We start from the raw sequence: 26,210 nt of genomic DNA, 5'->3' as shown, positions 1-26,210 counted from the left end.
CAGACCGGAGGGACCTGCTTCCGTTCCCGCGCGACGGGCCCGCTCCCGTTCCCGACTGATGGGTCGGCCCTTGTGCACGTCTGATGGGGCGGATTGTCCGATACGGCTGCGAACTGCCGTGCGACTGTGGTGTATTCGGCCCCGAGCCGCAGCCGAGACGCCGGGGGGAGCCGGGAATGGGCTACTGGGGGTATTTCGTCGTGGGCCGCAGTGAGCGGCCGCTCGGGGAGTTGGACGCGCTGGCGGGGGCCGAGGGGCTGACCCTGCGGGCGGAGGCGTCCGGGGGATGGCAGGTGTGGGAGTACCCGAGCGGGGAGGGGGACGTCGGGTCCATGAACTCCCTGGCCCGGGAGACCGGGGCGCCCGCGCTCTTCGGGTACGTGATGGACAGCGACTGTGTGGTCGTGGAGGCGGCCGGGCCGGAGAGCGGGGCGTGGACGACCTGTCTGGCGCGGGCCGCGATGGCCAAGTACATCGGCGCCGACAAGGAGGGCCTCACGCTGGAGGACTACTTTCTGGAGCCGCGGGACGCCGCCGAACGGGCCGTCTCCTGGGCCGAGGAGGCCGGGCACGCCGTCGAGGCCGAGGCGGTGGTGGAGGTGCTGACCGCGGACCCCGACCCGTTGGCCGAAAACCTGTTCTTCCGGCTGCTCGACCGACTCGCCGTGGTGCCCCTGTGACACTCCGGCGCCGTCGCACGCAGTAAGGGGAAGTGCGGGCTCCGTCAGGGAAACCGCAGGCGAGGGAGGCGTGGATGAGTCTGGTGGAGCTGATCGCTCAGGCCGACGAACGCGGACTGGCCGCCAGCGGGTTGGCTTGTTTGGACCGGTGCGTACCCCTGCTGGGCGGTGACGACGAGCTCCTGAGACCGCTGTGGGCGAGTCTCGCCGACACCGGCGACTGGGGTGCGGGCCTGGAGGTCGCGCGCGGCAAGCTCGGGGGCGGGGAGGACGCCGTCGAGGACGAGGCCGCCCTGCTCGCCCGCCGGATGCTCGACGCCGCGCCCGCCACGCCGGACGCCGCCGAGGTGCGGATGTGGGCCGACGCCTGCTCCGTGGCCTCGCTCCAGATCCACCGGCTCCTCGACCCCGCCGCCGACGACGCCCCGCTCGACGCCCGTCGCGAAGGCCGCACGGAGGGCATGCCCCCGCTGGTCGCCGCCGAACTGCGCCGCCAGGTCACCGTCCTGGAGGTACTCGCCGGGCACGGCACGGCGGGGTTGCGGCGGGCGCTGGAGGTGTCGGTGGAGGGGCGGCGCGTGTTGCGGGCGGTGGTGTCACGACGGGCCCGGGGGCGGAGTTGACGGCCTGAAGGGTGAGTGGGTCGGCCACTCGGCCACCGGGACACTCGGCCACCGGGCCACCCGGCCACTCAGCCACCCGACCACAACGGGGCTCAGAGGACCAGCCACTTCACCACCGCGTCGCCGTACTGCGCCGTCTGCCCGTAGAACGCCGTGAGATCCCGATGGGCCGCCGCGAACGCGCCGCGCAGTTCCGGCTCCGCGTCCTGCCCGTCGTAGGGCTTCAGCAGGTCGACGCGCGCGTTCCGCCACAGGTCCCCGAAGTCGGCGGTGGCGAGGTAGGCGGCGACGCGGTTCGTCTGCGCCGCGGTGAGCAGCAGGAACGGCGGTGACGACGGGTCGGGGTGCGCTATCGGCCGGCCCCCCGTGACCACCTGCGTGTGCGGGCCGTCGCCGGTCAGGGCGTCGGCGTACAGGCGCTCCTGGTCGAGGTAGCCGCCGTCCAGCACCTCCTCCCGGTGGCGGCCGATCCGCCCCCGTACGGCGTCCCAGTCGTCGTCGAAGAGCTTCTCCAGCCAGGCCGGGCTGTTGCGCAGTGCGGCGGGCGGAATGGCGCGGAAGTGGAAGTACATGCTCATCAGTGACAGGAGCGCACGGGGACGGCGAACCGTCACTCCCGGGCAAAACGCGCACTTGAGAGCGGACTGTGCCCGTCGTGGGGCGGAGGTGGGGCGGTCCTGCGCCGGTATCGGGGATCGGGCCGAAAGCGGGTGACGAACCGGCCGCCCCGCACGCTCTTGGGGATGTGACGACCCATGTGACGACACAGCAGGTGACCAGGCCCCCGGCGGCGGCGAAGCCGATGCGGTGGGCGGCGGACGCGGTGGCGACGATGCGCGAGGGCGCGCGGGTGCGGCTCGACTACTCGGCGCAGAGTCTGTGGCGCGTCGACCGGATGGTCGAGGATCTGCGGCGCGAGGACACGCCGTACGACGCCGTCGAGGCGGTGCTCCGCGGATTCGGCGCGTACGCGGGTGAGGTGATCGCCCGTCAGTCCGGTGCCGAGTGGTGGACGAGCGGGGGTGACCACTGGATCCGTACGCCCGACGGGCTGCTGTGGGATCCGATGGACGAGGCCCGGCGGTGTTTCGCCGGGCACGGGTCGCTGCGGCTGCTGTGCCGGGACGCGACGGGTGCCGCCCGGCCGTGAGGGCCGGTTCCCCAGCGGTTTCCTGAGACGGCCGGGGCCCCGGGCAGTGGGCGGGACCCCGGCCGTCGTTCGGGTGGTTCCGGTGCCCTACGGCGCCAGCACCTGGCCCAGCCGTGCGTCCGTCGGTGTCGCCAGCGTGGTCTTGCTGTAGATCACCGCGTCCGCGTACCCGAGGCCCGTGCCGTTGCTCGGCAGGTGCAGGAGGATGCCGTCGCCGGTGTCCTCGTCGTCGGCGCCGAAGGTGAGGTCGGCGCGGCCGTAGCCGGAGAGGTCGGTCAGGGAGACCGAGGAGCCGAAGCGGTCGTCGGTCTCCGTGGACCCGGGGACGCCCGCGGTGTCCTGCGAGACCGCCACCGAGCCGGCGCCCGTGAGCCCCGACGTCGTGCCCCTGACCAGGATCGCGTTGCCCGCGTTGGTGCGGTTCACCCCGTCGCGGACCAGGTCCTCGCCCGGGGCGCCCGCGAGGACGTCCGCGTAGCCGTCGGCGTCGTAGTCGCTGACGGAGACCGAGCTGCCGAGCGCGTCGCCGGACTCGTTGCCGCCGGGGACGGACGCCGTGTCCTGGTGGATCACCGTCATGCCCGTGGTCGTGAAGCCGGTCGACGTGCCCGGCACCATCGTGATCTGGCCGCCCGACACCCCGCCGGACTCGGAGGCGACCGGCTGGCCGATGACGATGTCGTCGTAGCCGTTGCCGTTGACATCACCGGCGGCGATGGACCGGCCGCCCTTGACGGAGATCACACCGGCCCTGGTCAGCCCGGTCGCCGAGCCCGCGAAGCGGACCACGCGGCCGACGCCGCCGCTGTCGCGGTAGTTGAGGGCGACGTCCGCGTAGCCGTCCCGGTTGAAGTCGCCGGTCGCGGCGTCCAGGTAGGCGACCGCGCCGGTGGCCGAGGTGAGCGTGCCGTACGTGTACTTTCCGGCGCCCAGCCGCGCGTTCCAGTTGCCGCCCTTGCCGGCGCCCGCCGAGAAGACGTCGGCCTTGCCGTCGCCGTCGAAGTCCCCGACGGCGACCGTCGAACCGAGCTTGGCACCGGCCGCCGTGACGCCCGAAGTGGTGTACGAGAAGCCGGTGTTCAGCGCCGGTCCGTACATCACCGTGACGTTGCCCCGGTCGGCGTTGCCGCTGGTGTCGTCCTCGCCGGGGGAGCCGACGGCGAGGTCGGCGTAGCCGTCGCCGTTGACGTCGCCCCAGGCGGTCGAGGCGCCGAAGGCGTCACCGGTCTCGGAGGAACCGGGGACGCCCGCGCTGTTCTGGGTGAGGGTCACCTTCGACGCCGTGACGGGTCCGTCGACACTGCCCGGGATCACCTTCACCGCGTTCGCCTTCGGTACGCCCGCGACCAGGTCGGTGACACCGTCCCGGTTGTAGTCGGAGGTGGGGAGGGCGTGCGAGATGCCCGCCGTCTTCGCGAGCGTGGCGATCCTCGACAGCTTCGAGTAGAGGTTGGCGCCCGGGCATGCCGTGGCGTTGGTGTCCCGGTGCCCGAAGACCCGGGGCAGGGTGATCGAGGAGCCCTTGGCGACCTTGTTGCCGTCGACGCCCGCGTCGCTGCCGGAGACCAGGGTGACCTTGCCGGTCGGGTCGATGCCGTACATCCCGAACTTCCACGCCACGATCCGCGCGATGGCGTCGAGCGCGGCCTTGCTCGGCTTGGCGCTCTCGTAGTTGCCGATGTACGAGATGCCGACCGTGTTCGTGTTGAACCCGATGTCGTGCGCGCCGGTCACCGGCAGGTCCATGCCGCCGCTGCGGCCCTCGAAGATCTGGCCGCACTTGTCGACGACGAAGTTGTAGCCGATGTCGTAGTAGCCGCGCGCGAAGTGCTCCTGCTGGATGGAGCGCAGCCGGGCCCGGGAGTCGGCGCAGGACAGGGTGTTGTCGCTGTCCATGCCGGTGTGGTGGATGACGGCGGCCTTGATCTCGGTGCCGTATCCGGGTGTGCCGTCGTAGTCCGTGGACGCGCCCCACTCGGCCTGGGTGATCACCGGGGGCTTCACGACCGTGGAGGGACGCGGGGCCGGGACGGTGGGAGTGGGGGAGGGGGACGCGGAGGGGGAGGCCGACTCGGAGGGAGTGCCGCTCGGCGTCTCCGTGACCGTCTCCGTCGGGTCGGCCGTGGGGCTGTCGGTCGCCGTCGCCGTCGGCGTGCTCGTCGTCACGGCCACGGGCGTCTGGGTCTCCGCCACGAACGCCGCCGGCTCCACCCCGCCGCCCTCGGGATCCGTACCGGGGTCGAGGAGTCTGACGTCCATCCCGGCCGGCTGCCCGCCCGCCTCCGTGCCGTCCGCGTTCACGACCCGCACCTCGACACCGTCGGAGTCACCGGTCCACAACGACTCCGTACCGCCCCGCAGCGCGGCCCGCTCGCCCTCGGCGCCGTCGGCCTGGCTCGGGTCGTCCTGGAGCTTCTGCCAGCCCGACCACGTGCCCGACTCGGCGTCCCGGGTGCGCACTTCGGCCGTGCCGGGGGACTTCGCGTCGGGGTTGTCCCAGGTGACGAGGACCGCGCTGAACCGGTCCGTCTCCCGCCGGTCGAGCCCCTTGCGGCCCGTGCCCTCGCTCTGGAGCCTGAGCGTGTGGACGGCCGGCTCACGGCCCCCGGCCCCGCTGTCGGACTGTGCTCCCGGATCGGCCATGGCGTACGTGGCGATGCCCGCACCGCTCAGCAGAACGGCCCCGGCGGTCAGCCAGGCCCGTCTTCTGAGGCTGAGCGATCTGTACGCACGGCTGCTGCGAGGACTCAAGAATCCCACCCCTGAAAGATGAACACGGTCGTATCGGCCGCCACTTGGGCAGCACCTACAGACAGCGCGCAGCTTTGGCCAAACATCACGCGTTGCGTGACGGCGACGTACGAGAAAAGAAAAGGTTGCACGGGGCCTGTGAGACATCTGTGTGGGAAGGGCCACGCCCGTGACCCGTGATGTTCCCGGGGCGGCATCCGCTGGGACAGCGGGGAGTGCAAGCCGAACGAAGGGGTGGGGCCCATGGAGAAGCAGGCCGAGCGGGTGCCGTGCGCGAGCGGGATGCGGGCGCGGGCGGCGGAGTTCGTCGCCCGGGTCACCGCCCGCAACCGGCTGCCGCTGGACTACTCCGTGGCCAGCCTGCGGGTCGTCGACTTCCTGGTCGACGGGTTGCGCAAGGGGGGTGCCGACCGGGAGCGGGTGAGCGGGCCGCTGCTCGCGCTGGGCGCCTACGTCGGTGAGGTGCTGGTGCGCCGGGCGGGCGCGGTGTGGGTCGATCTGGACGAGGCGCAGCGCGGGTACTTCGGTCAGCCGGTCGGCGTCCGGATGCCCGACGGCCGGGTCTGGAACCCCCTCGGCAAGGTCCTCAACCGCTTCGAGGCGGGCGGCCCCGAGGAGTCCCTGCAGACCTTCTATCTGACGCTGCACGGGCGGGCCCGGCGAAGGAGCGCGGCGTGAGCCGGACCATCGACGTCGCGTACGGCACGGGCTGGGACGCCGGGTCCGTCCTCGGGCCGATCGGTCCCGAGGAGGCGGCGGCGCGGGACGCGGCGGGGCAGCCGTACGCCGTCGTACTGCGGCAGACCGGCAGCGCCGAGGCCGTTGTCGCGCAGGTGGCGCGGGCGCGGAACTACCTCGGCATAGCGGTGTACGACGCCCGCGGGCGGCGCTTCCTGGAGGTCGACCTGCGGCAGCTGGACGCGGACCGGCTCTTCCTGCGGCGCCGGAGTGCGTGGGCCTACCCGGACGACCTGGCGCCCGAGTTCGCGCCGGACGCGGGGCGGGTCACGGTGTCGCTGTGGCCGGACGGGCGGGGCTCCGAGGTCGTCGAGCCACAGGGCGACAAGGGTGGCGCGCGGCACACGACCGCCAAGGTGCCCGAGGAGCAGCGGTGGTTCGAGGTACCCGGGTTCGGGTGCTGGGAGCGGCTGTTCGCGCCGCTGGGCATCGAGGGCGCGGACCGCGTCGAGCTGCGGGAGATCACGGACGTACCGCGGGGCGGGACCGTCGAGCCCGACTGGCGGGCGCCCGAAGGGATGCGGCCCCGGCATCTGGCCGAACTGTTCGTCCCGGGCACCCGGTTCTCCTCGCCCGACGGCGAGTACACCGTGCGTGAGCCGATCGAGGCGGGGACGCTGCTGCTGCCCAGTGGGCGGCTGGTGGCGAAGGACCCCACGTACGGGGCGGGCGACGAGGCCGCCGGGTTCACCGCGACGGTGGCGCCCGGGAGTTACCGGGTGCAGATCGCCCGCGCCGCCGCGAGGTTCGAGGAGTACGTCGCCGCCCGTGTCCTGGTCTCCGGCCGGCCGGCCGTGCGCTGGGAGGCCGCGCTGCTCGACGGGCAGGACGAACGGCTGCTGGGCGAGGGCGAGTTCTACGGCTTCGGGGTCGACGCCGGTACGGCCGCCTTCACCGACGCCACCGCCGACCCCGACCTCGGGCGCCGGTACTGGGACGGCCTGGTCGCCGGTACGCAGGAGGAGGACGTCCACGGTGTCGCGGTCGTCGACGACCCGGCGAACGGCACCAACCTCGTCGCCTACCCGAGCGGCCGGGGCGACGGCACCTACCCGGTGTGGGTGGGCCGGGACCGGGAGGGCGAGGTCACGTGTTTCGTGGCGGACATGCTGATCCTGCACCGGGCGGAGCCGAGCACGGCGGAGGCCGTCACCTGACCAGGCTGTGGACGCGGTGGACCGGGGAAGCCCGCCGCGTCCACGGCCGTCCCCGCGACACGCGGGGCGCAGTGACACATTTGTGGCGTCCGGCGCTGTTGACCGTGGGGGTACTCCCCGCAGGGGCGGTCGTGCAGAACGGTGCCGGACCGCCGCGAACCGGTACGAACAAGGACAGTTCTTGGGTCGAGGAGGGGAACCCCGGCGCGTGCAGGCGTACGACGGGGAGCTTGGCGCGGCTGTCGCGCGGGCCCAGGAAGGCGACGAGGCCGCCTTCGCGGTCGCGTACCGGCTCGTGCAGCCCGGTCTGCTCGGCTATCTCCGCGGGATCGTCGGCGACGACGCCGAGGACGTGGCGTCCGACGCCTGGCTGGAGATCGCCCGCGACCTCGGCCGGTTCAGGGGCGACGGGGCCGGCTTCCGCGGCTGGACCGCCACCATCGGCCGGCACCGGGCGCTGGACCATCTGCGTCGGCTGAAGGTGCGGCCCCGGTCGGCGGCGCTGGAGCAGGACGTACTGGATCTGCCGGGCCCGCACAGCACCCACGACCAGGCGCTGGAGTCCATCTCCACGGACCACGCCCTGGAGCTGGTCCGGGGCCTGCCCCGCGATCAGGCGGAGGCCGTGCTGCTGCGGGTGGTCGTCGGTCTCGACGGTCCCGCCGCCGCCCGTGTCCTCGGCAAGCGGCCGGGCGCGGTGCGTACCGCCGCCTACCGGGGGCTGAAGCGGCTGGCCCAGCAGCTGGGCGTCGAGAGTGTGACGGATGACGATCCCCGGACGCTGGGGGAGTCGAAGTAGTGAAGGACGACGACGGCGACAGGCCGGACAGGGACAGGGACGGGAACGGGCATGGGTGAAGGGCGGAGCGGCGGCGGGGTCCCCGGCCGTCGGCATGTGCACCCTGGCGGTACCGGTTCCCCGGGCGCCGACGGGGCCGACGGCCTGGAGACGCTGCTCGCCGCCGCCATGCGCGAGGACGCCGGCCCGCGCGAGAACCGCGCCGGTGCCGAGGGCGAGCGGCAGGCCGTCGCCGCGTTCCGGGCCGCCCGCGACGCCGGGGCGCACCGGGCCCGCACCCGCCGCCGGGACGACTGGCGGCCCCGGGAACAGCGCCGGCTGTCCCGTTCGCTGCGCACCACGCTCTCCGTGTTCCTGGCGAGTCTCACGCTCGGTGGCGTCGCGTTCGCCACGATCGGCACGGACGGTACGGGCGGCTCGTCGCCCGAGGCCGACAAGAAGGACCCGCCCCGGCCGCGGACGTCGGCCCCCGTGCGGCAGCCGGCCACCACCGCACCCGCCACCGAAAGCCCTTCCGCGCAGCCCGACCGCCCGGTCACCGCCCAGGACACCGAGGCCCACTGCCGCGCCTACGAGAAGGTGCGGGGCCGCGGCAACGCACTGAACTCCACGGCCTGGCAGCGGCTCGTGGAGGCGGCGGGAGGCGAGGGGAACGTGGCGCGGTACTGCGCCGACCGGCTGGCGCGGGACAAGACGGCGGACGAGCCCGGCAAGAGCGAGAAGAACGCCGGCGACACGCCCGGCAAGAAGAAGCAGTAGCCCGGCAGGGCCCCGCTGCCAAGGCAACGGCCGGGGCCGCCACCCCCCACAGGAGAGGCCCCGGCCGTCGCGCGGCACGGGCCGCGCGGCGACCCGTACTTCCTACAGCGCCATGGATGCGTTTTCTGTCACACCCGGGGAGTACCCGCCCCGTCCGGAGGTAGTTGCATCCTGTACGGACATGGACGAGCAGCGGTTTCAGGTCGTAACGTGCCTTTCGCGCCGAGCGCGGAAGCGAGAGACCACCGCGATCGCAGGCGGCCTCGGGGTCGCGACCATCTACTGAGGAACCATGCGTGCTGGGGGATGACGCGGAGCTGACCGCCGCGGTGCTTGCGGCACAGGACGGGAACGAGACCGCGTTCCGGACTGTGTACCGCACCGTGCACCCACGGCTGCTCGGATACGTCCGGACGCTGGTCGGCGACCCGGACGCCGAGGACGTCGCCTCCGAGGCGTGGCTGCAGATCGCCCGGGACCTCGAGCGGTTCAGCGGGGACGCGGACCGGTTTCGCGGCTGGGCCGCCCGTATCGCGCGCAACCGCGCCCTGGACCACATACGTATGCGCGGCCGCCGCCCCGCCATCGGCGGCGACGAGACCGAGCTGACCGGGAAGGCCGGCGAGTCCGACACCGCGGGCGAGGCCATGGAGGCCCTGGCCACCGACAGCACCCTCTCGCTCATCGCCCGTCTTCCGCAGGACCAGGCCGAGGCCGTCGTGCTGCGGGTGGTGGTGGGCCTCGACGCCAAGACCGCCGCGGAGACGCTGGGCAAGCGGCCGGGAGCCGTACGGACCGCCGCGCACCGGGGTCTGAAGCGGCTCGCCGAACTGCTCGGCGCCGATCCGGAAGCGGACGGCGTGCTCGACGCGCTCCCGCCCCAGCGAGAACCGCACACTCGTGCGGTGACGTCCGCGAGTGTGACGCATACGCGTCCGCGGACGCAGAAGGACATGTGATGGCCGACAAGCAGTACGGGTGGCTGGACCGCGAAACGGCGGAGCGTTTGCTGCGCGGCGAGTCACTGGACAACGCTGTCGACCCCGCCGACCGCGACGAGGCCGAGCGCCTCGCCAAGACCCTCGGCACGCTCTCCGTCGAACCCCCGATGAGCAGCGCCGAACTCCCCGGCGAGGCCGCCGCCCTGGCCGCCTTCCGCAAGGCGCACGCGAACCGCGCGACGGCTGCCGCCACCCCCGGCCACGTCCCGTCCGCCGACGCCGGGCTCATCCGCATCGGCGCCCCCGGCCACCGCGCCCCGGGTGCCCGTCACCGGCGGCGGACCGTGCGGGTCGGACTGGCCGCCGTGGTGGCGTTCGGGATGGTCGGCGGAGTGGTCGCCGCGGCCGCGACCGGAATGCTGCCGACGCCGTTCGGGAAGGACGAACCGCGGCCCGGAGCCTCGGTGTCGGCCGCCGTCACGCCGGACCGTCCGCTGGTGTCGCCGTCGCCGGACGGCACCGCGAAGGACGAGCCGACGCCCGACGGCTCCGCCGGCGCCTCCCCCCGTCAAGGCACCCCGCGTAACGACGCGGGCGGCGCTCCGAGCGCCGACCCCGACGGACACGGCCGGACGGGCGACTTCGGCTCCTCATGGGACGGGGCCCGGTCGGCCTGCCGCGACATCCGCGACGGCAGGCGGCTGTCCACCGACCGCAGACGCGCCCTGGAAGGGCTGGCCGGCGGCTCCACACGCGTGTGGAAGTACTGCAACGACGTCCTGAAGACCTCCGACGGCCCGGCCGGCCGGGAAGACGACCGCAGGGACTCGGACAAGGACCAGGACGGTCCGGGCGGTGACGACGAGAGCCACCACGGGGCCCCCGGCGGCCACGGCCACGGCAACGACCACCACCAGGACGGCGGCCTCGCCACCCCCTCGCCGGCCTCGTCGGACGATGCCACGCTTCAGCCGAAACGGGCCGCCGCCGTTCCCGAACCGTCGCCCAACCCGTCGTACTCCGCCCTGTGACCTGCGCTTCCCCAGGGTGTTGAACTTTTTTCGCGACCGGTGTGACATTTTCGGCCGCGGTGGCGCTGAGATGAGTGAGCCGACTGGTCATCGGCCGTCGCACAGAGCCGGGGTTCCCCCCGTACTCACGGCTCGTGCACCTCGGCGCGGGCGGGACACGTTCCCCCGGTCCCGCCCGCGCCCCACAGGTCACCAGTGCACGACGACCTTGTCGCCGTCGCGCACCTCGTCGAACAGCTCCGCGATCACCGCCTCGTCCCGTACGTTGACGCAGCCGTGCGAGGCGCCCGCGTAACCCCGGGCCGCGAAGTCGGACGAGTAGTGCACCGCCTGGCCGCCGCTGAAGAACATCGCGTACGGCATCGGTGAGTCGTAGAGCGTCGAGACGTGGTGGCGCGACTTCCAGTAGACGCTGAACACGCCTTCCCTGGTCGGTGTGTACTCCGAGCCGAACCGCACCGGCACCGTGGTGACGGTCCGCCCGTCCACCATCCAGCGCAAGGTGCGGCTCGACTTGCTGATGCACAGCACCCGGCCGGTCAGACAGCGCGCGTCCGGCTTGTCGGCCGGCTGCCCGCCCATCAGATACAGCTCCCACTTGCCGGGCTCATGCGTCATTTTCAGCAGCCGCTGCCAGGTGACGGCGTCGGTCTCGCCGGTCTTCGGCAGACCGCGCTTGCCCTGGAACCCCTTGACGGCCTCCTCGGTCGTCCCGTCGTACGTCCCGGTCGGCCCCTCGAAGATCCAGGCCACCTGTCGCAGCCGGGCCTGCAGCTCACGGACGTCCCGGCCGGTGTCGCCGGGGGAGAGGAGCACCTTCGGCGGGGTCTTCGTCGGCTCGGCGTCGGGCTTGTCGTCCTCCGCGCCGGCCGAGGACGAGGGGGAGCTCTTGGGCAGTTCGACCCGCACCGGGCCCTTCCCGTCGCCCTCGGACGCCTGCACGGTGCAGCCGCCCACGGCCGCCACCGCCACCAGCGCGGCGATCACTCTCCTCATGCCCTCTGTACGCATGTGCGCCCCCGCCTTCTCACCACTGGTGTCACCAGAGATGGCTTCCCGCGGATGACTGGTTGCGAACGGCACGGCATTGTTGTGAGGAACCGGCGAGTGATTTCTCAGCGGGAGGCGGCACACCATGGCGCGCGAGTCGGAGTCCGGACTGCCCATCGAACCGGTCTACGGTCCCGGGGCCCTGGACGGCTGGGACCCCGCGGAGAAGCTGGGCGAGCCGGGCGCGTACCCCTTCACCCGCGGCGTCTACCCGTCGATGTACACGGGCCGCCCCTGGACCATGCGCCAGTACGCCGGCTTCGGTACGGCGACGGAGTCCAACGCCCGCTACCGGCAGCTGATCGCCCACGGCACGACGGGCCTGTCGGTCGCCTTCGACCTGCCGACCCAGATGGGCCACGACTCGGACGCCCCGATCGCGCACGGCGAGGTCGGCAAGGTGGGTGTGGCGATCGACTCGGTCGACGACATGCGGGTGCTGTTCGACGGGATCCCGCTGGACCAGGTCTCGACGTCGATGACGATCAACGCGCCCGCGGCCCTGTTGCTGCTGATGTACCAGCTGGTGGCGGAGGAACAGGGCGTACCGGCGCGGCAGCTGACGGGCACGATCCAGAACGACGTGCTGAAGGAGTACATCGCGCGGGGGACGTACATCTTCCCGCCCAAGCCCTCCCTCCGGCTCATCGCCGACATCTTCAAGTACTGCCGGACCGAGATCCCGAAGTGGAACACCATCTCGATCTCCGGCTACCACATGGCGGAGGCCGGGGCCTCGCCCGCGCAGGAGATCGCCTTCACGCTGGCCGACGGCATCGAGTACGTCCGCACGGCGGTGGCGGCCGGAATGGACGTCGACGACTTCGCCCCGCGCCTCTCCTTCTTCTTCGTGGCCCGTACGACGATCCTGGAGGAGGTCGCCAAGTTCCGTGCGGCCAGGCGTATCTGGGCCCGTGTGATGCGGGACGAGTTCGGCGCGGAGAACCCCAAGTCCCTCATGCTGCGCTTCCACACCCAGACCGCCGGGGTCCAGCTGACGGCCCAGCAGCCGGAGGTGAACCTCGTCCGGGTCGCCGTCCAGGGCCTCGCGGCGGTTCTGGGCGGCACGCAGTCCCTGCACACGAACTCCTTCGACGAGGCGATCGCGCTGCCGACCGACAAGTCGGCGAGGCTGGCCCTGCGGACACAGCAGGTCCTGGCGTACGAGACGGACGTGACGGCGACGGTCGACCCGTTCGCCGGGTCGTACGTGGTCGAGAGGATGACGGACGACGTGGAGACGGCCGCCCTCGGCCTCATGCGCAGGGTCGAGGACCTCGGCGGCGCGGTGGCGGCCATCGAGCACGGCTTCCAGAAGAACGAGATCGAGCACAGCGCGTACCGCATCGCGCAGGAGACGGACTCGGGCGAGCGGGTCGTCGTGGGCGTCAACCGCTTCCGGCTCGACGAGGAGGAGCCGTACGAGCCGCTGCGCGTCGACCCGGCCATCGAGGCCCAGCAGGCCGAGCGGCTGGCCCGGCTGCGTGCCGAGCGCGACCAGCGGGCGGTGGACTCGGCCCTGGTGGCCCTGAAGAAGGCCGCCGAGGGCGAGGACAACGTCCTGTATCCGATGAAGGAGGCGCTGCGGGCCCGGGCCACGGTCGGCGAGGTGTGCAACGCGCTGCGGGAGGTCTGGGGGACATACGTTCCGGCGGACGCGTTCTAGCGTGCGACACTCGCTTTCATGTTCGGTGTCATCGACCTCCCCACCTATCTCGCAGGCCTTGTCCTGATCGTTCTCCTCCCCGGGCCCAACTCCCTGTACGTGCTCTCCGTCGCCGCCCGGCGCGGGGTGCGGGCGGGGTACACGGCGGCGGCCGGGGTGTGGTGCGGGGACGCCGTGCTGATGACACTGTCGGCCGCGGGGGTCGCCTCGCTGCTCCAGGCCAACGCCGTGCTGTTCGGGATCGTGAAGTACGCCGGCGCCGGATATCTGACCTGGCTGGCGGTCGGGATGCTGCGGGCCGCGTGGGGGATGTGGCGGGCGCGAGGGGAGGCGGCCGCGGTCGCGGAACCCGGTGCCGCCGATGAGCGTCCCTACCGCCGTGCCCTGGTCATCAGCCTGTTCAACCCCAAGGCGATCCTGTTCTTCGTCGCCTTCTTCGTGCAGTTCGTCGACCCCGGGTACGCGTACCCGGCCCTGTCCTTCGTCGTGCTCGGTGTGCTCGCGCAGTTCGCGAGCTTCCTGTATCTCACTGCGCTGATATTCAGCGGGACGAGGCTGGCGGACGCGTTCCGTCGCCGGAGGCGGTTGTCGGCGGGGGTGACGTCGGCGGCGGGGGCGCTGTTTCTCGGGTTCGCGGTGAAGTTGTCCCTGGCCAGTGCGTGATGGCGGCTGCGGGCCGGTAGGGGCTGGTCGCGCAGTTCCCCGCGCCTCTAAAGAAGGCCGACTGTGGTGACGTACTCCTTCAAGCCGCCCGGTGTCTCTCCCGCCCAACCCACATAGCCGTCCGGCCTCACCAGGAACAGGCCCGTTCCGTACGACGTCTGCGCTTCCCCCTGTACGACTCGCACCGAATCCGGCAGCTCGGCGGGCGCCTCCGTGCCCACTGCCACCAGCGTCCAGTGCGGTCCCCGGAACGCGTCGAAGAGCCGGGTCCCGCCCAGCAGCCCGTCCGGTGCGCGGTCGCCCGCCCGTACCCCGGTCGCCGTGGCCCTCGTCTCCCGGGTGAGGGAGGAGTCCCGGTACCCCAGCCCCAGCTGACGGGTCGCGTCACCGCGCCGGGTCTCCCCGCGGTGGACGCTCGCCGACAGGCCGAGCATGTCCGCGGCGATGGGGCGCCGCTCCTCCTCGTAGGTGGCCAGCAGCGTCGCCGAGGCGCCGCCCCGCAGTACCGCGCCCAGCTTCCAGCCCAGGTTGTAGGCGTCCTGGACGCTGGTGTTGAGGCCCTGGCCGCCCGCCGGGGAGTGGATGTGGGCCGCGTCTCCGGCGAGGAAGACCCTGCCCGAGCGGAAGCGGTCCGCGAGGGCCATGCGGGGGCGGAAGTCCGAGGCCCAGCGCACCTCCGTCACATCCGAGGGGTCGAGGTGGGAGCGGGCGGCGACCACCTTGCGGACCCCGTCCGGTGACACGTCCACCGCGGTGTCCGCCGGGAACTGGGCCGCCACCTGGAAGTCCTCCGTGCCCGCGAGCGGGCAGATCGCCAGGAAGCCGTCGCCCTCCCCGCTCGGCGGGAAGACATGCCAGTAGTCGCGGTCCAGGCCGGTCAGGCGTACGTCCGCCACCAGCATCGGCTGCGGGTCCACCGTCTCGCCCGTCATCCCGATGCCGAGCGCACGCCGCACCGCCGAGCGGCCGCCGTCCGCCGCCACCAGATACCGGGCCCGGATGTCCTCGCCGTCCGTGAAGCGGGCCGTCACTCCTTCCTCGGCCTGGGTGAGACCGGTCAGCTCGCGTCCGAAGGCGACCTCGCCGCCGAGCTCCGTCAGCCGCGCCGCCAGGATCTGCTGGGTCCGCCACTGCGGCACCATCCACGGCGCGTTGTACGGGGAGTCCTCCGTCGCCTCGGCCGGGTCGAACATCTGGTGCTCGCCGACCTGCTTCCCGTCCTGCCAGACCATCCCGACCGGGTAACTGCCGCCCGCGGCGTGGATCGCGTCCAGGACGCCGAGGTCGTCGAAGACCTCCATGGTGCGCGGCTGGATGCCCTTGCCCCGCGAGCCGGGGAAGAGCTTCCCGGCCTTCTCCACCACCAGCGCGTCCACCCCGCGCCGGGCCAGGTCGATCCCGAGGGCGAGGCCGGTCGGGCCCGCGCCCACGATCAGTACATCGGTGTGCATATCGGTATGCATGTGACCACTCTCCTTAACGCTGTTAAGTGCCGTCGGTCATCAGCGTGCCCTTAACGCCGTTAAGCTGTCAAGCGTGACTACGGAACGACGCGCGCCCCTCGACCGCACCCGGGTCGCGGCCACCGCCCTGAAGCTCCTGAACGAGGTGGGCCTGGACGGGCTGACCCTGCGTGCCATCGCCAAGGAACTCGACGTCAAGGCACCCGCCCTGTACTGGCACTTCAAGGACAAGCAGGCACTGCTCGACGAGATGGCGACGGAGATGTTCCGGCGCATGCTCGCCGGCACCGCACTCGACGCCGGCGACACCTGGCAGGAGCGGCTGCTGAAGTCCAATCGCGGGCTGCGTGCCGCCCTGCTCGGTTACCGCGACGGCGCGAGGGTCTTCAGCGGCTCACGCTTCACGAGCCTCGTGCACGTGGAGGCGATGGAGGACAACCTGCGCCTGTTCATGTCCGCGGGCTTCACCCTCGCCCAGGCGGTCAGGGCCTATTCGACGATGTACCTCTACACCCTCGGTTTCGTCATCGAGGAACAGGGCGTCGAGCCGCTGCCGGGCGAACGCCGCGAGGGCTACGACATCGACGAACGCGCCCGCCGGATGGCCGACTTCCCCTTGTCGGCCGCGGCGGGCGCGGAGATCTTCGCGGATTACGAAAGGCACTTCGAGGAGGGGCTGGTCCTGATCATCAAGGGCATCGAGAGCGCCCCCTAAGGGGCGCGGGGAGCTGCGCGACCAGCCACAACGACCCCGCGGCAGACCACTCAGGCGCGGTTCGTCATAGCCTTCCGCACGGCCCGCGTAATGACCGGCGGCAGCAGATCCACGGCGATACGCCTGGCCGGAGAGCGTCGGGGCTTCGGCGCCGGAACCACCTCCACCACCGGTTCCACGTAATGCCGCGACTTGGGAAACTCCGGCCCCCGCACCCCCGCGGAGCGAGCCCGGACCAACCGGTGCCCCGCCGCATGCTGCACACTCACCCCGCAGTCCGCCCGCCCCCGCAGCATCTCCAGCAACTCCTCCTGCACCGCCGACGGATCACCCCACGTCCCGTACAGCTTCTGCGTACTGAGACAGATCGGCCGCAACCCACGGTTCAGCACCGCCTCCCACGCCGCCACCGACACCCCCGGCGTGTGCTCGGACCGGAAGTCGTCGAGGACCACCACACCCTCCGGCAGCAGGATCTCCCGAGCCGCACCGATGTCGTCGCGGACATGCTCGTACAGATGCGAGGCGTCGATGTGGACGAACCGGCAGCTCTCCGCCGCGACCTCGGAGGAGATCACCGAGCTCGGCGCCTCGATCACCCTCGGGAGGGTGTCGTGGAAGGAGAGGTAGTTCCGCTCGAAGGCCTGCCGGGTGAGGGAGGCGTACGACTTCGCGGTCTCGGCCTTGTTCGCCCCGTCCGGGGCGTCCCCGCCGAAGAGGTCGCAGACCGTGAACCGCTCGCCCTCCTCAAGGTGCCGGCCGAGCAGGATCGCGCTCTTGCCCATGTAGGCGCCGAGCTCCAGGAGGTCGCCGGCGAAGCCCCGCGTCCGCTGCCGGTCGAGGAACCAGGTGAACAGGACCTGGTCGAGAGGAGGGAACCAGCCGGGTACGTCGCCTAGTTCACCGGGGTACGTGTACGTCTGCTGTGCGTTGGCCATGGAGCATGTCTGCTCGCTGGAGCCCGCCCCAGCTTTCCCCGCGCTGAACGTCCGGTGAACAAGCTCAGCGAGCCTTGGCCAAGGCCGAACGCAGCTTCGGGGTCAGCGGCTTCTCGACGTACCGGTTCATCAGCCAGGCCAGCAGCAGCATCGAGGCGACCGTCAGCGCGAACGTCTGCGCCGACGGCAGCCCCAGCCCGATGTGCAGCCCGTGGATCACCACCCAGCCGAGGTGCTCGTGGACCAGGTAGAAGGGGTACGTCAGCGCCCCGGCCACCGTCAGCCAGCGCCAGTTCACCCGGTTCAGCCATCCCAGCGCGATCGCGGTGACGGCGAGGAAACCGAAGGCGACGACGAGGACGATGCCGAGGGTGGTGCGGTGTGCGAAGGCGTTCGGGTCGGCCGCGTTCCACAGGCTGCGGACCGCGTAGTGCTGGCCGATCAGGAAGCTGACGGCGACGATGCCCCACGCGTAGACGTCCCGCCGGTCGCGGTGGACGAGGTAGAGACCGACACCGCCGATGAAGAAGGGGGCGTACTCGGGCATCAGCACGATGTCGAGCAGCGGCTCCTTGGCGGCCTGCGCGATCGCCGCGGCGAGCGTCCAGCCCGCACAGAACATGATCACCCGGCGCCGGGAGGCTCCGGGCAGGACCACGCACAGGGCGAACAGGGCGTAGAAGCGGACCTCCGCCCACAGCGTCCAGCACACGCCCAGCACCCGGTCGACGCCCAAGGGCTGCTGAAGCATCGTCATGTTGACCAGGGCGTCGCTCGGCGCCACCGCCTTGAAGGCGACCATCGGCAACGCGAACACCGCCGTGACGAGCACGACCGCCACCCAGTACGCGGGCAGCAGCCGGGACGCGCGGGACGCGAAGAACGACTTCAGCGGTCTGCCCCAGCCGCTCATGCAGATCACGAATCCGCTGATCACGAAAAAGACCTGTACGCCGAGACAGCCGTATGCGAAATACCCGCTCAGCGTCGGGAACTGGTCTTTCGGGGAACTTCCCCAGGCCGTCGTGACCTCGCCGCCCCGGCCGCCGTAGTGGTAGGCCGCCACCATCAGCGCGGCCACCAGACGCAGTCCGTCCAGGGCCCGCAGACGGGTCTCACGGGGGGCCGTCCGGTCCGGCCGCCGGGGTGTCTCGATCACCTGGCGGACCGTCGTCGTGGTCACGGATATCCCCTCGATACAGCTGTTCCTACGGGTACACACAGGCACATTAGTCCGAATCACAGGGATGTCTTGGCCGGCGATCCAACGATTGGCCGCACGGTCCCGGTGAGTTCACCTGGATGTCGTTTTGGCTTCCTAAATTCCCTCAGAATCCCCCCACACAAGCGGTAAAGCCCAAGAACTCGTCTGAGCTTTGGTAAGAAGACAAACAGGAGTGCCATGACGACGGTCCAGAAGAGACGTGCACGGGCGCGTGGAGGGGAGCTGGACGACTGCCTGCGCGCCTGCGCGGTGCACAGCGGAAAGGTCGTCGGCAGCATCGACCGGCGCCGCGTCGAACTCGCGGAGCAGCTGCGCAAGCTGCTCGTGGTGTGGGGCACGACGGCCACCTCCGCCCCCGTGCCCGCCCCGGCCGGCGGCGCCACCGCGCTGCTCAAGCGGGCCGTCAAGGGCGCCGCCACCCCGGCCTCCGCCATCCCGGGCGAGCTCCTCGACGCGCTGCTCGCCGTCGCCAACAAGGCGCTCGAGTGCGGCTACGACGACGAGCTGGACCTCGCCCTCGTCATCAGCGACACCGTCCTCGCCCAGCGCAAGAACTCCCGCGCCGGATGGCGGCTGCGCGCCCGGCTCCTGGAGGCCCTCGGCGAGGAGACCGAGGCCGTCGAGGCGTACGAGAAGTACCTCGCCCTCACCGACGACGACGGCTTCGGCGTCCGCGCCAAGATCGCCGGTCTGCGCGTCGCGGCCGACAAGGAGCGGGAGCTGCTGGCGCTGCTGAAGCGGCAGAGTCCGCGCGCCGCGGAGTTCACCCGCCGTGCCGCCACCGACGTCTGGGCCGAGGGCCTGGCCGCCCACGCGGTAGGGGACTGGACCGAGGCCGAACCGCGCCTCGTGGGAGCGCTCCTCACGCTGGCCGCCGAGGAAGCCCCGGTCGCCGACCGGCAGGAACTCCTCAGCCAGTACCTGGACTTGCGCACCACCGAGTCGACGGACCTCGCCTCCCTCACCGAGGCCCTCGCCCTCTACGCCGAGCAGCGCCGCAACCGGATGCGCGGCCCCGTCGCCGACCCCACCGTCGGCGGAGTGCAGTGGATCAGCCTCGGCGAGTTCCGCAACCGGATCGCCGGCAAGTCGATCTGCCTGATCGCCAACTCCGGCCGGGTCGGCGCCAGTTCGATGGGTGCCGAGATCGACGCGTACGACCTCGTCGTCCGCTTCAACTCGTACCGGATCGACCCGAGGCACACCGGCAGCCGCACCGACATCCACGCCACCATCCACAAGCACGGCTTCAACTGGGACCAACCGGTCGACACCCGGCTCGTGTTCGGCGGCATCTCCGGCGACTGGAAGTACTCGCTGCGCAACCGGCTCGTCCCCGGCGCCCAGACCTTCCTCGGCGACGAGTCGCTGCGCTGGCCCGTGCGCAACATCGGCAGGCTCGGCACCGACGTCTGGTCCGGCATTCCGACCACCGGCTTCAACATGCTGTACCTGCTGGACTTCCTGGACGTCAGCCCGACCCTCGACCTGATCGGCTTCGACTTCTACGAGAGCGGCGCCTACCGCGTCCAGGAGGCGATGAAGCTCGCGATCACGTCCGTGCACGAGTACACCAGCGAGAAGGCATGGGTCATGCAGCGGGCCCAGAGCGTGACCGACATGAGGATCTCCCTGCGATGACCACTGCCCTGCCTGCGACACAGGCCCCCGCCACCGACGCCCACGCCCTCACCGGCAAGCGCCGTATCGCCTTCGCGTCCTACGTCGACGAGAACTACCTGCCCGGGTTCCTGACCCTCCTGCGCAGCCTCGCGCTCTCCAACCCCGGCGTGTGCGAGGACTTCGTCGTCCTCTACGACGATCTGCGCCCCGGCTCGATCGCGAAGATCCGCGCCCTGCACCCGCGGATCGTCCTCCGGCGCGTGGGCGACACGCACTACGACTCGTACAAGAAGGGCGACCAGGACAACTACCTGGTCCGCAAGGCGTACTTCATCCTCGACGTGTTCAGGATCCGCGAGTACGACACGATCATCACCCTCGACACCGACATGGTGGTCCTGAGTGACCTGAGTGAACTCCTGAAGCTGCGCGAGGGGCTGGCGGCCGTCCCGCAGTTCTTCTACGGGCAGCACAAGCTCAACTCGGGGCTTCTGGTCATCCAGCGCGATTATCTGAGCGACGAGTTCTGCGCCCGGCTCGACCGGTGCGGCCGCAGCGGCGACTACGAGCTCGACAAGCACGACCAGGGCATCCTCAACGCCGTCCTCGACGGCGACTTCGTGCGCCTGGACCCGCGCTACAACTTCGTCAAGCGGCGGCTGTCCGGAGACCTGCCGGTCCCCGAGGACACCGCGATCCTGCACTTCACCGGCCGCCACAAGCCCTGGCAGGGCGGCGAGGCCGGGTACAGCCAGGCGGAGGAGCGCTGGCGCGAGTTCGAGCTGTCGGACGCCGACTTCCAGAGCGCCTACCTCGCCTCGAGCGGCGGCCTCCACCACGACCTGGTCGTCCACTTCGGCACCCCGCACGTCCGGCGCACCGGCGACGTCGAGGTGGCCCGCAAGGTCGCCGCCGCGCACATCGCGAACGGCGACTATCAGGACGCCGTCGACGTGCTGTCCGGCGTCCGGATCCCGCTCGACGAGGCCTGGCCGCACGAGGTCCTCGGCCACGCCCTGATGAGCGTCTCCCGCTACGAGGAGGCCAAGGCCCAGCTGCTGCTGGCCACCGCCGCCCCCAACCGGGCCGCCACCGCGTACGCCCGACTGGCCCAGATGGCGTGGGTGCACGGCGACAACACGGAGTCCCTGCGGTACGCCACCGCCGGTATCACCGTCGACCCGACCCACCGCTCCAGCCGGCTGTGGGCGCAGCGCGCGGGCGCCGTCCCCTCGCAGGAGCGGGGCAGCGCGGAGGACCAGCTCGCCCACGTCGCCTTCTACATGGACCGGCAGGGCAACGCGGGCGACAAGCTCCTCCCGGAGACCGTCCGGCTCGCCTTCGACCCCGACGTCACCTCGCGGCGCTGGCACTCGGTCCACGCCCACCGCCTCTTCGACGAGGCCGCGCTGGAGCGGGTCAACGCCCGCCGGGGCCTGGTCATCGGCGGCGGCGGGCTCTTCATCCCGGACACCATGCCCAACGGCAACAGCGCCTGGCAGTGGAACGTCCCGGACGAGCTCCTGAACCGCATCGACGTGCCGATCGCGGTCTTCGCCGTGGGCTTCAACGCCTTCGACGGCCAGTCGTACCGGGCGAACCGCTTCCGCGACTCGCTCCTCCAACTGGTCGAGCGGTCCTCCTTCTTCGGTCTGCGCAACCACGGCTCGATCGAGAAGGTCCGCGCGATGCTGCCGTCGCGCCTGCACGACAAGGTCCGCTTCCAGCCCTGCCCCACCACGGTCATGCGCCAGCTGGTCGCGGGCTGGCAGGACCCGGTGCAGCGCGAGAACACGATCCTCGTCAACGCGGCGTACGACCGCGCGGGGCTGCGCTTCGGCCATGACTACGGCTACTTCCTGGCCCAAATGGCGCAGGCTGTGCGGGACTTGGGTCAGCTCGCCGAGGTGCAGTGCGTGGCGCACTCGCTCGACGACGAGAAGATCGCCTTCGATCTGCGCCGCGAACACGGCATCTCGCTGCCGGTGATTCCGATGTACGACTTCGAGAACGACCAGATCCGCGAGCTGTACGCCCGCACCAAGCTGGTGATCGGCATGCGCGGCCACGCCGGGATGATCCCGTTCGGCGTCGGCACGCCCGTCATCAGTCTGATCTCGCACCCGAAGATGGCGTACTTCCTGCGGGACATCGAGCGCCCGGAGTGGGGCGTCTCGGTCCACGACCGCCATCTCGCGGCCCGGCTGGTCGAGCGCGCGAGCGACCTGCTCGCCGACCACGCCAAGACGGTCGCCGACGTCCACGGCCGCCAGCAGGAGCTGTGGAAGGTCACCGAGGCCAACGCGGCCGACCTCCGGGTGATCCTGGGGAGTTGAGAGACGGCGGGCCCCCACGGCACAGGGGGCCCGCACCTCACTCGTCCGGCAGGTGCTCCAGCACCAGGTCGATGGCCTCCCGCGCCGTCGTCACCCGGCCGAAGGACTCCTGCCGGGACGGGCCCATGACGAAGTAGGTGCCCCCGTACTCGGACAGGACGAAGGGGATGTCCCAGGTCCAGGGCTGCTCCGCGGTGCGGCTGAAGTGCAGCTCCCCCATCCCGACCCAGGGGAACCGGCGCCGCAGGCGGGGATCCGCGTAGGCCAGGTCCAGCAACTCCGGCCGTACGCGCCCGTCGTCCCGCGCCTTCTGCCAGCCCGCCTCTGTCGCCGCGTCCGCGTCCATGGACCTATCATGCGACAGCTCAGCGGCCGACGGCCTTGTGCAGCAGCCGGGTGAGCTTCGAACCGCTCTGCGGCTCCTTCTCGTACGCCTTCCGCAGCTGCTCGAAGTGGTCCGCGCGGGTGCGGCTCAGGTACGCGTCGGAGGTCAGCGGCCTGGCGATCGACCAGGCCCGCCGGTGCTGGCCGTCGTAGTGGGCGACGTAGGCCTTGGACAGCTCCAGCACGGACTTGAAGGGGATGCCGCCGGTGTGGTCGCGGTCGATCCTCTCCTGGACGGCGGAGATCAGGGCGAGCTTCTCGTCGACCGTGTAGTCGTCCTCCGTGATGCGCTCGAGGACGTCCGCAGGGATCGGCTTCGTCACCTCGAAGGCGAGGGTGGAGCGGATCGGCGGACCGGCGATCTCGATGTACGGCAGCAGCGCGCCGGTGCTGTGGTGCAGCCACGGCAGCCGGGGCCCGGCGAAGTCCTGGTGCAGGACGACCGTCCCGGGCCGCATCCGGGTCAGGAACCGCTCCGACACACACCGGAACACCCGGGCCGTCTTGGCGATGTCGATGTGCAGGAACTCCACCGGGCTGGTGTCCTCGGGGTCCGAGGTCTGCCACAGGTCACCGGCGTGGATCTCCAGGAACGGCAGGAAGGGCTCCAGGCGTCCCTTGAAGTCGTCCAGGAAGGAGTTGTCGTCCGCGGGCCGGTGACCGGAGTCGAAGAACTTCTCCGAGGCGAAGGTGCCCTTGCCGACCCGGAAGAAGTCGTACGCGTGCAGCCGCCCGGTCTTCGGGTCGAACACGGGGCTCTGACTCAGGCCGAGCGCGAGCGCGTACGTCGATCCGCCGCCCCCCGAGCCCAGTTCGACGATCCGGTCCCGGCCCGTGAGGTGGTGCCGGCCCACCAGGTACAGGAACTGCAGCTCCCAGGCGCTGCACTGGGTGTAGGGCAGGTTCTCCGGCAGGGTGACGGTGTCGAAGAGGGAGTAGAGCCGGCCGAGCTTCGTCATGAGTGCCTCACGGGATTCGGATAGGCGGTGCCCGTGATCCTAGGGACCCGGACACCGCTTCACCATTGAATCAACGGAGTAGCTCGATAGTTGGGCTGTATTTCCACGGCCTTTCCGGGAAGTTCATCCCTCATTCGCTCAGCGCTTCACGGCCTTCCGCAACGCCTTGGCCCGCCGGACCACCCGGCGTGCGGTGGAGTTGCGCGGCAGGAACGACAGCCGCTCCGGGATGCCGCCGGGCAGCCCCAGCGAGGTCAGGCGCTTGCGCTTGAAGTAGCGCTGGGTACGCGGGCCGAAGTGCTGGGAGAGGTAGCGCTCGGCGGCCGGCCGCAGACCCGGGTGCAGCTGCGGCTGCATGGTGAAGCCGACCGCGGTGACCAGACCGTTCAGGTCCTCCTCGGGCACGGCGTCCTCGCCCTTGCGGGACTCCAGGTCCGCCAGCACGGCGTCGGCCAGCACCGCCGGGACCCGGTTGCTGTTCTGGTACGGCGTGAGCCGGTCCAGGAGCGGCTCGGTGCCGATGCGGGCGACGGGAAGGCCGTAGAAGACGGACGCCGTGAACAGCGCCGTCGAGAAGCAGCCCACGACCAGCCCCGGCCGGGCCCTCTCGAACAGCACCTCGGCGAGGACGGGGGTGTCCAGGACGGTCAGGTCGACGCCCAGCTTCCCGGCCTCGGTCTCCAGGACGCGGCTGAAGCGGGCCGGCGCGGTGGGGTGCGGCTTGAAGACGACGCTGCGATGCCCGCGCTCGACCGCGCCGCGCATCATCCGTACGTGCAGGTCCTCCTCCTCCTTGACGGAGAGGATGTTCAGCGCGGACAGATACTGGCCGAGGAGCAGCGCAGAGTTCTCCGGCAGCTCGGGCAACTCCGGTACGGCCTCGCCGAGTTCGCTCAGCACCTTCAGGAACGCGCCCGTCGGCACCACCTGCCCGGGCACGCCGAACTCGGTCAGCAGCATCGGCGTGAGGCCCGGCACCAGGTCCAGGTGGAGCAGCCGGCGCACGCGCGTGCCGACCAGCGGGTCGAGCTTGTTGCGGGTGGGGCCGTAGCTCATCAGGCCGTCCGCGTAGACATGCACGGGGGCGCCGGTGAACAGCTGGGCCACGGTGAGCGCGGGGGTGACCTGGATGGACTCCAGGACCAGCTCGACGCGATCGTCACCGAGGTCCCAGAGCAGCCGCAGATAACGCTCGAAGAGCGGGATGTCGTCGGCGCGCGGTGTCCAGGAGCCGGGGTGGAAGGGGCGGATGGCCTCGTTCCAGGACAGCACGTCGTCGAAGTGGTCGCGGAGCGGCTCGAAGCCCGGCATGGCGTCGACCGCCAAAGTGGTCTCCGGGTTCGCCGAGTTGTTGAACACCAGCAGCACCCGCCGCTCCGCCTCCTCGAAGAGGTCGGAGTCGATCGCGGCGGCCAGGGTGGCGGCCCCGTACAGCGTGGAGGCGCAGAAGATCTGGGTCGTACGACGGGGGTGGGGGGACATCAGGCAGCCGCCTTCGCTGTGGTGACCCGGCGCCGCAGTCGCCGCAGCTTGGACGAGCGGCGCAGGTCCATCGTGTCGAGTACGTCGCCGAGGGCGTCCTGCGGCATCCGCTTTATGGCCGCCGCGCTCATCGCCTGGAGCTGCCTGGCCACGCCCGGCTCCCACTTGGCCTCGTCGGAGAGGTGGTGGGCGATGATCGCGCAGTAGGTGCGCACCGCCTTCGGGAGCAGCCGGGCGGCGTCCCGGTCCGTCGCCGTCTCCTCGACGACCTGGTCGAAGGCGCGGATGAAGTCCAGCTGGCGGGCGTCGCCGATCTGGGTGAGCGAGGAGGCGACCCCGCGCCGGTAGAACACGCCGAGCAGGCTCACCACGGCGAACGACTCCGCCTCGCGGTGCAGCTTCCAGATCCACGGCCGGTCCTCGGCCGTGCGCAGCCCGTCGGTGAAGTGCAGCAGGCCCTTGTCCAGGAGCCGGCGGTGGTAGGCGCCGGCCCACGCGTACGCGTAGTCGACGGAGGTCGTCCGGTCGGCGGGCAGGATCGCCTCGCGCGGGTTCAGCACCTCCCCGCGCAGCCCGACCGGCGCCCGGTGGACGGACCGGGCGCGGGCGGTCGCCTGGACATGGTCGGTGCGGATGAAGTCGCAGCCCAGGTCCTCGATGGCCGCCACCAGCTCGGCGAGATAGCCCGGCGCGAGCCAGTCGTCGCCGTCGAGGAAGGTGAGGTACTCGCCCGTCGCCGCGTCCAGTCCGGTGTTGCGGGCGGTGGCGAGACCTCCGTTCTCCTCATGGCGGATATATCTCACCTGCGCGACATCCGAAAGCGACTCGGCCGCCCGTTCGAGAATGGCCGGCGTTTCATCCCTGGATTTGTCGTCGACCAGGATGAACTCGAAGTCGCTCCGGGCGTTGAGCCGCAGAGTTCTGAGGGTGTCCGGGGCGTATTGCTGCACGTTGTAGAACGGCACGATCACGGAAAGCTTTGGCACCTGCGAAACGGTAGAAGGCCGCCCGGCAGGGGAACTGGACGCTGATCGTACGGGGGGTGAACTGAATGTGTCGGAACGGTGCATCCCCTGT

At 71.2% G+C, this 26,210-nt stretch carries 24 protein-coding genes; 14 read left to right on the top strand and 10 right to left on the bottom strand.

Annotated elements, in window-relative coordinates; translation table 11 throughout:
* The first annotated feature begins 176 nt into the window (after nucleotides 1-176).
* On the top strand, nucleotides 177-680 hold the full coding sequence (locus ACIOHP_RS01905; RefSeq protein WP_401882408.1) for a hypothetical protein: 504 nt from the start codon (nucleotides 177-179) through the stop codon (nucleotides 678-680).
* Nucleotides 681-754: 74 nt separating this feature from the next.
* Entirely contained in the window at nucleotides 755-1,303 is a 549-nt protein-coding gene (locus ACIOHP_RS01900; protein ID WP_361548302.1) for a hypothetical protein, read from the top strand.
* 92 nt (nucleotides 1,304-1,395) lie between these two features.
* On the opposite strand, the gene ACIOHP_RS01895 is transcribed toward ACIOHP_RS01900, so the two are convergent.
* Nucleotides 1,396-1,881, bottom strand: coding sequence for a DUF1877 family protein (locus ACIOHP_RS01895; protein WP_361480615.1), 486 nt, complete (start codon nucleotides 1,879-1,881; stop codon nucleotides 1,396-1,398).
* Nucleotides 1,882-2,105: 224 nt separating this feature from the next.
* Between ACIOHP_RS01895 and ACIOHP_RS01890 the strand changes: the two genes are divergently transcribed.
* Nucleotides 2,106-2,453 (top strand): hypothetical protein, encoded by a 348-nt coding sequence (locus ACIOHP_RS01890; RefSeq protein ID WP_401883116.1) that lies wholly within the window; start codon nucleotides 2,106-2,108, stop codon nucleotides 2,451-2,453.
* A gap of 87 nt (nucleotides 2,454-2,540) precedes the next feature.
* Here ACIOHP_RS01890 and ACIOHP_RS01885 read toward each other — a convergent pair whose 3' ends face one another.
* Complete coding sequence (locus ACIOHP_RS01885) at nucleotides 2,541-5,204, bottom strand: N-acetylmuramoyl-L-alanine amidase (RefSeq protein ID WP_401882405.1); 2,664 nt, start codon at nucleotides 5,202-5,204, stop codon at nucleotides 2,541-2,543.
* A gap of 243 nt (nucleotides 5,205-5,447) precedes the next feature.
* Between ACIOHP_RS01885 and ACIOHP_RS01880 the strand changes: the two genes are divergently transcribed.
* From ACIOHP_RS01880 to ACIOHP_RS01855, 6 genes are all read left to right on the top strand, one after another.
* A complete protein-coding gene (locus tag ACIOHP_RS01880) occupies nucleotides 5,448-5,882 on the top strand; it encodes a hypothetical protein (RefSeq protein ID WP_307026764.1) in 435 nt (144 codons plus the stop codon).
* Entirely contained in the window at nucleotides 5,879-7,099 is a 1,221-nt protein-coding gene (locus tag ACIOHP_RS01875) for a DUF4241 domain-containing protein (RefSeq protein WP_401882401.1), read from the top strand. Before ACIOHP_RS01880 ends, ACIOHP_RS01875 begins: the two co-directional genes overlap by 4 nt.
* A 181-nt stretch (nucleotides 7,100-7,280) precedes the next feature.
* Nucleotides 7,281-7,898 carry an RNA polymerase sigma factor gene (locus tag ACIOHP_RS01870; RefSeq protein ID WP_361548314.1) on the top strand — a complete coding sequence of 206 codons (618 nt, stop codon included), beginning with the start codon at nucleotides 7,281-7,283 and terminating at the stop codon, nucleotides 7,896-7,898.
* Nucleotides 7,899-7,949: 51 nt separating this feature from the next.
* Entirely contained in the window at nucleotides 7,950-8,657 is a 708-nt protein-coding gene (locus ACIOHP_RS01865; RefSeq protein WP_401882398.1) for a hypothetical protein, read from the top strand.
* Nucleotides 8,658-8,953: 296 nt separating this feature from the next.
* On the top strand, nucleotides 8,954-9,616 hold the full coding sequence (locus ACIOHP_RS01860) for an RNA polymerase sigma factor (RefSeq protein ID WP_361548320.1): 663 nt from the start codon (nucleotides 8,954-8,956) through the stop codon (nucleotides 9,614-9,616).
* Nucleotides 9,616-10,629, top strand: a complete 1,014-nt coding sequence (locus ACIOHP_RS01855; protein ID WP_361548323.1) for a hypothetical protein — start codon at nucleotides 9,616-9,618, stop codon at nucleotides 10,627-10,629. Before ACIOHP_RS01860 ends, ACIOHP_RS01855 begins: the two co-directional genes overlap by 1 nt.
* A 189-nt stretch (nucleotides 10,630-10,818) precedes the next feature.
* Here the strand turns inward: ACIOHP_RS01855 and ACIOHP_RS01850 are convergent, their stop codons facing one another.
* Entirely contained in the window at nucleotides 10,819-11,640 is an 822-nt protein-coding gene (locus tag ACIOHP_RS01850; RefSeq protein ID WP_401882394.1) for a L,D-transpeptidase family protein, read from the bottom strand.
* A 124-nt stretch (nucleotides 11,641-11,764) separates the two neighbouring features.
* Here ACIOHP_RS01850 and ACIOHP_RS01845 point away from each other — a divergent pair, with 124 nt between their 5' ends.
* Nucleotides 11,765-13,345 carry a methylmalonyl-CoA mutase gene (locus tag ACIOHP_RS01845; RefSeq protein WP_401882391.1) on the top strand — a complete coding sequence of 527 codons (1,581 nt, stop codon included), beginning with the start codon at nucleotides 11,765-11,767 and terminating at the stop codon, nucleotides 13,343-13,345.
* An 18-nt stretch (nucleotides 13,346-13,363) separates the two neighbouring features.
* Entirely contained in the window at nucleotides 13,364-14,008 is a 645-nt protein-coding gene (gene leuE, locus ACIOHP_RS01840; protein WP_401882388.1) for a leucine efflux protein LeuE, read from the top strand.
* 47 nt (nucleotides 14,009-14,055) lie between these two features.
* On the opposite strand, the gene ACIOHP_RS01835 is transcribed toward leuE, so the two are convergent.
* Nucleotides 14,056-15,459, bottom strand: a complete 1,404-nt coding sequence (locus ACIOHP_RS01835) for an FAD-dependent oxidoreductase (RefSeq protein ID WP_401883113.1) — start codon at nucleotides 15,457-15,459, stop codon at nucleotides 14,056-14,058.
* A gap of 85 nt (nucleotides 15,460-15,544) precedes the next feature.
* Between ACIOHP_RS01835 and ACIOHP_RS01830 the strand changes: the two genes are divergently transcribed.
* Entirely contained in the window at nucleotides 15,545-16,186 is a 642-nt protein-coding gene (locus ACIOHP_RS01830) for a TetR/AcrR family transcriptional regulator C-terminal domain-containing protein (RefSeq protein WP_401882385.1), read from the top strand.
* A 50-nt stretch (nucleotides 16,187-16,236) separates the two neighbouring features.
* On the opposite strand, the gene ACIOHP_RS01825 is transcribed toward ACIOHP_RS01830, so the two are convergent.
* Together ACIOHP_RS01825 and ACIOHP_RS01820 are read right to left on the bottom strand one after the other, a co-directional pair.
* Nucleotides 16,237-17,124, bottom strand: a complete 888-nt coding sequence (locus ACIOHP_RS01825; protein WP_401882382.1) for a class I SAM-dependent methyltransferase — start codon at nucleotides 17,122-17,124, stop codon at nucleotides 16,237-16,239.
* Nucleotides 17,125-17,188: 64 nt separating this feature from the next.
* Entirely contained in the window at nucleotides 17,189-18,307 is a 1,119-nt protein-coding gene (locus ACIOHP_RS01820) for an acyltransferase family protein (RefSeq protein ID WP_401882379.1), read from the bottom strand.
* A 219-nt stretch (nucleotides 18,308-18,526) separates the two neighbouring features.
* On the opposite strand from ACIOHP_RS01820, the gene ACIOHP_RS01815 reads away from it, so the two are divergent.
* Nucleotides 18,527-19,990, top strand: coding sequence for a glycosyltransferase family 29 protein (locus ACIOHP_RS01815; RefSeq protein ID WP_401882376.1), 1,464 nt, complete (start codon nucleotides 18,527-18,529; stop codon nucleotides 19,988-19,990).
* Nucleotides 19,987-22,308 (top strand): glycosyltransferase, encoded by a 2,322-nt coding sequence (locus tag ACIOHP_RS01810; RefSeq protein WP_401882374.1) that lies wholly within the window; start codon nucleotides 19,987-19,989, stop codon nucleotides 22,306-22,308. Before ACIOHP_RS01815 ends, ACIOHP_RS01810 begins: the two co-directional genes overlap by 4 nt.
* A gap of 37 nt (nucleotides 22,309-22,345) precedes the next feature.
* Here the strand turns inward: ACIOHP_RS01810 and ACIOHP_RS01805 are convergent, their stop codons facing one another.
* The 4 genes from ACIOHP_RS01805 to ACIOHP_RS01790 form a co-directional block, all read right to left on the bottom strand.
* Complete coding sequence (locus tag ACIOHP_RS01805; RefSeq protein ID WP_401882372.1) at nucleotides 22,346-22,654, bottom strand: DUF6193 family natural product biosynthesis protein; 309 nt, start codon at nucleotides 22,652-22,654, stop codon at nucleotides 22,346-22,348.
* 19 nt (nucleotides 22,655-22,673) lie between these two features.
* Entirely contained in the window at nucleotides 22,674-23,651 is a 978-nt protein-coding gene (locus tag ACIOHP_RS01800; protein ID WP_401882369.1) for a hypothetical protein, read from the bottom strand.
* 138 nt (nucleotides 23,652-23,789) lie between these two features.
* Nucleotides 23,790-25,133: an alpha-2,8-polysialyltransferase family protein gene (locus ACIOHP_RS01795; protein ID WP_401882366.1), complete on the bottom strand. Its 1,344-nt coding sequence runs from the start codon at nucleotides 25,131-25,133 to the stop codon at nucleotides 23,790-23,792.
* Nucleotides 25,133-26,119, bottom strand: coding sequence for a glycosyltransferase family 2 protein (locus ACIOHP_RS01790; protein WP_361548355.1), 987 nt, complete (start codon nucleotides 26,117-26,119; stop codon nucleotides 25,133-25,135). The genes ACIOHP_RS01795 and ACIOHP_RS01790 overlap by 1 nt, the downstream gene beginning before the upstream one ends.
* Between the last annotated feature and the right edge of the window lie 91 nt (nucleotides 26,120-26,210).

It is taken from the genome of Streptomyces sp. NPDC087859 (genome assembly GCF_044742595.1).
GTDB classification, from domain to species: domain Bacteria; phylum Actinomycetota; class Actinomycetes; order Streptomycetales; family Streptomycetaceae; genus Streptomyces; species Streptomyces canus_F.
The sequence above is the reverse complement of the archived record's forward strand: the minus strand, read 5'-3'. Positions and strand labels throughout refer to the sequence as shown.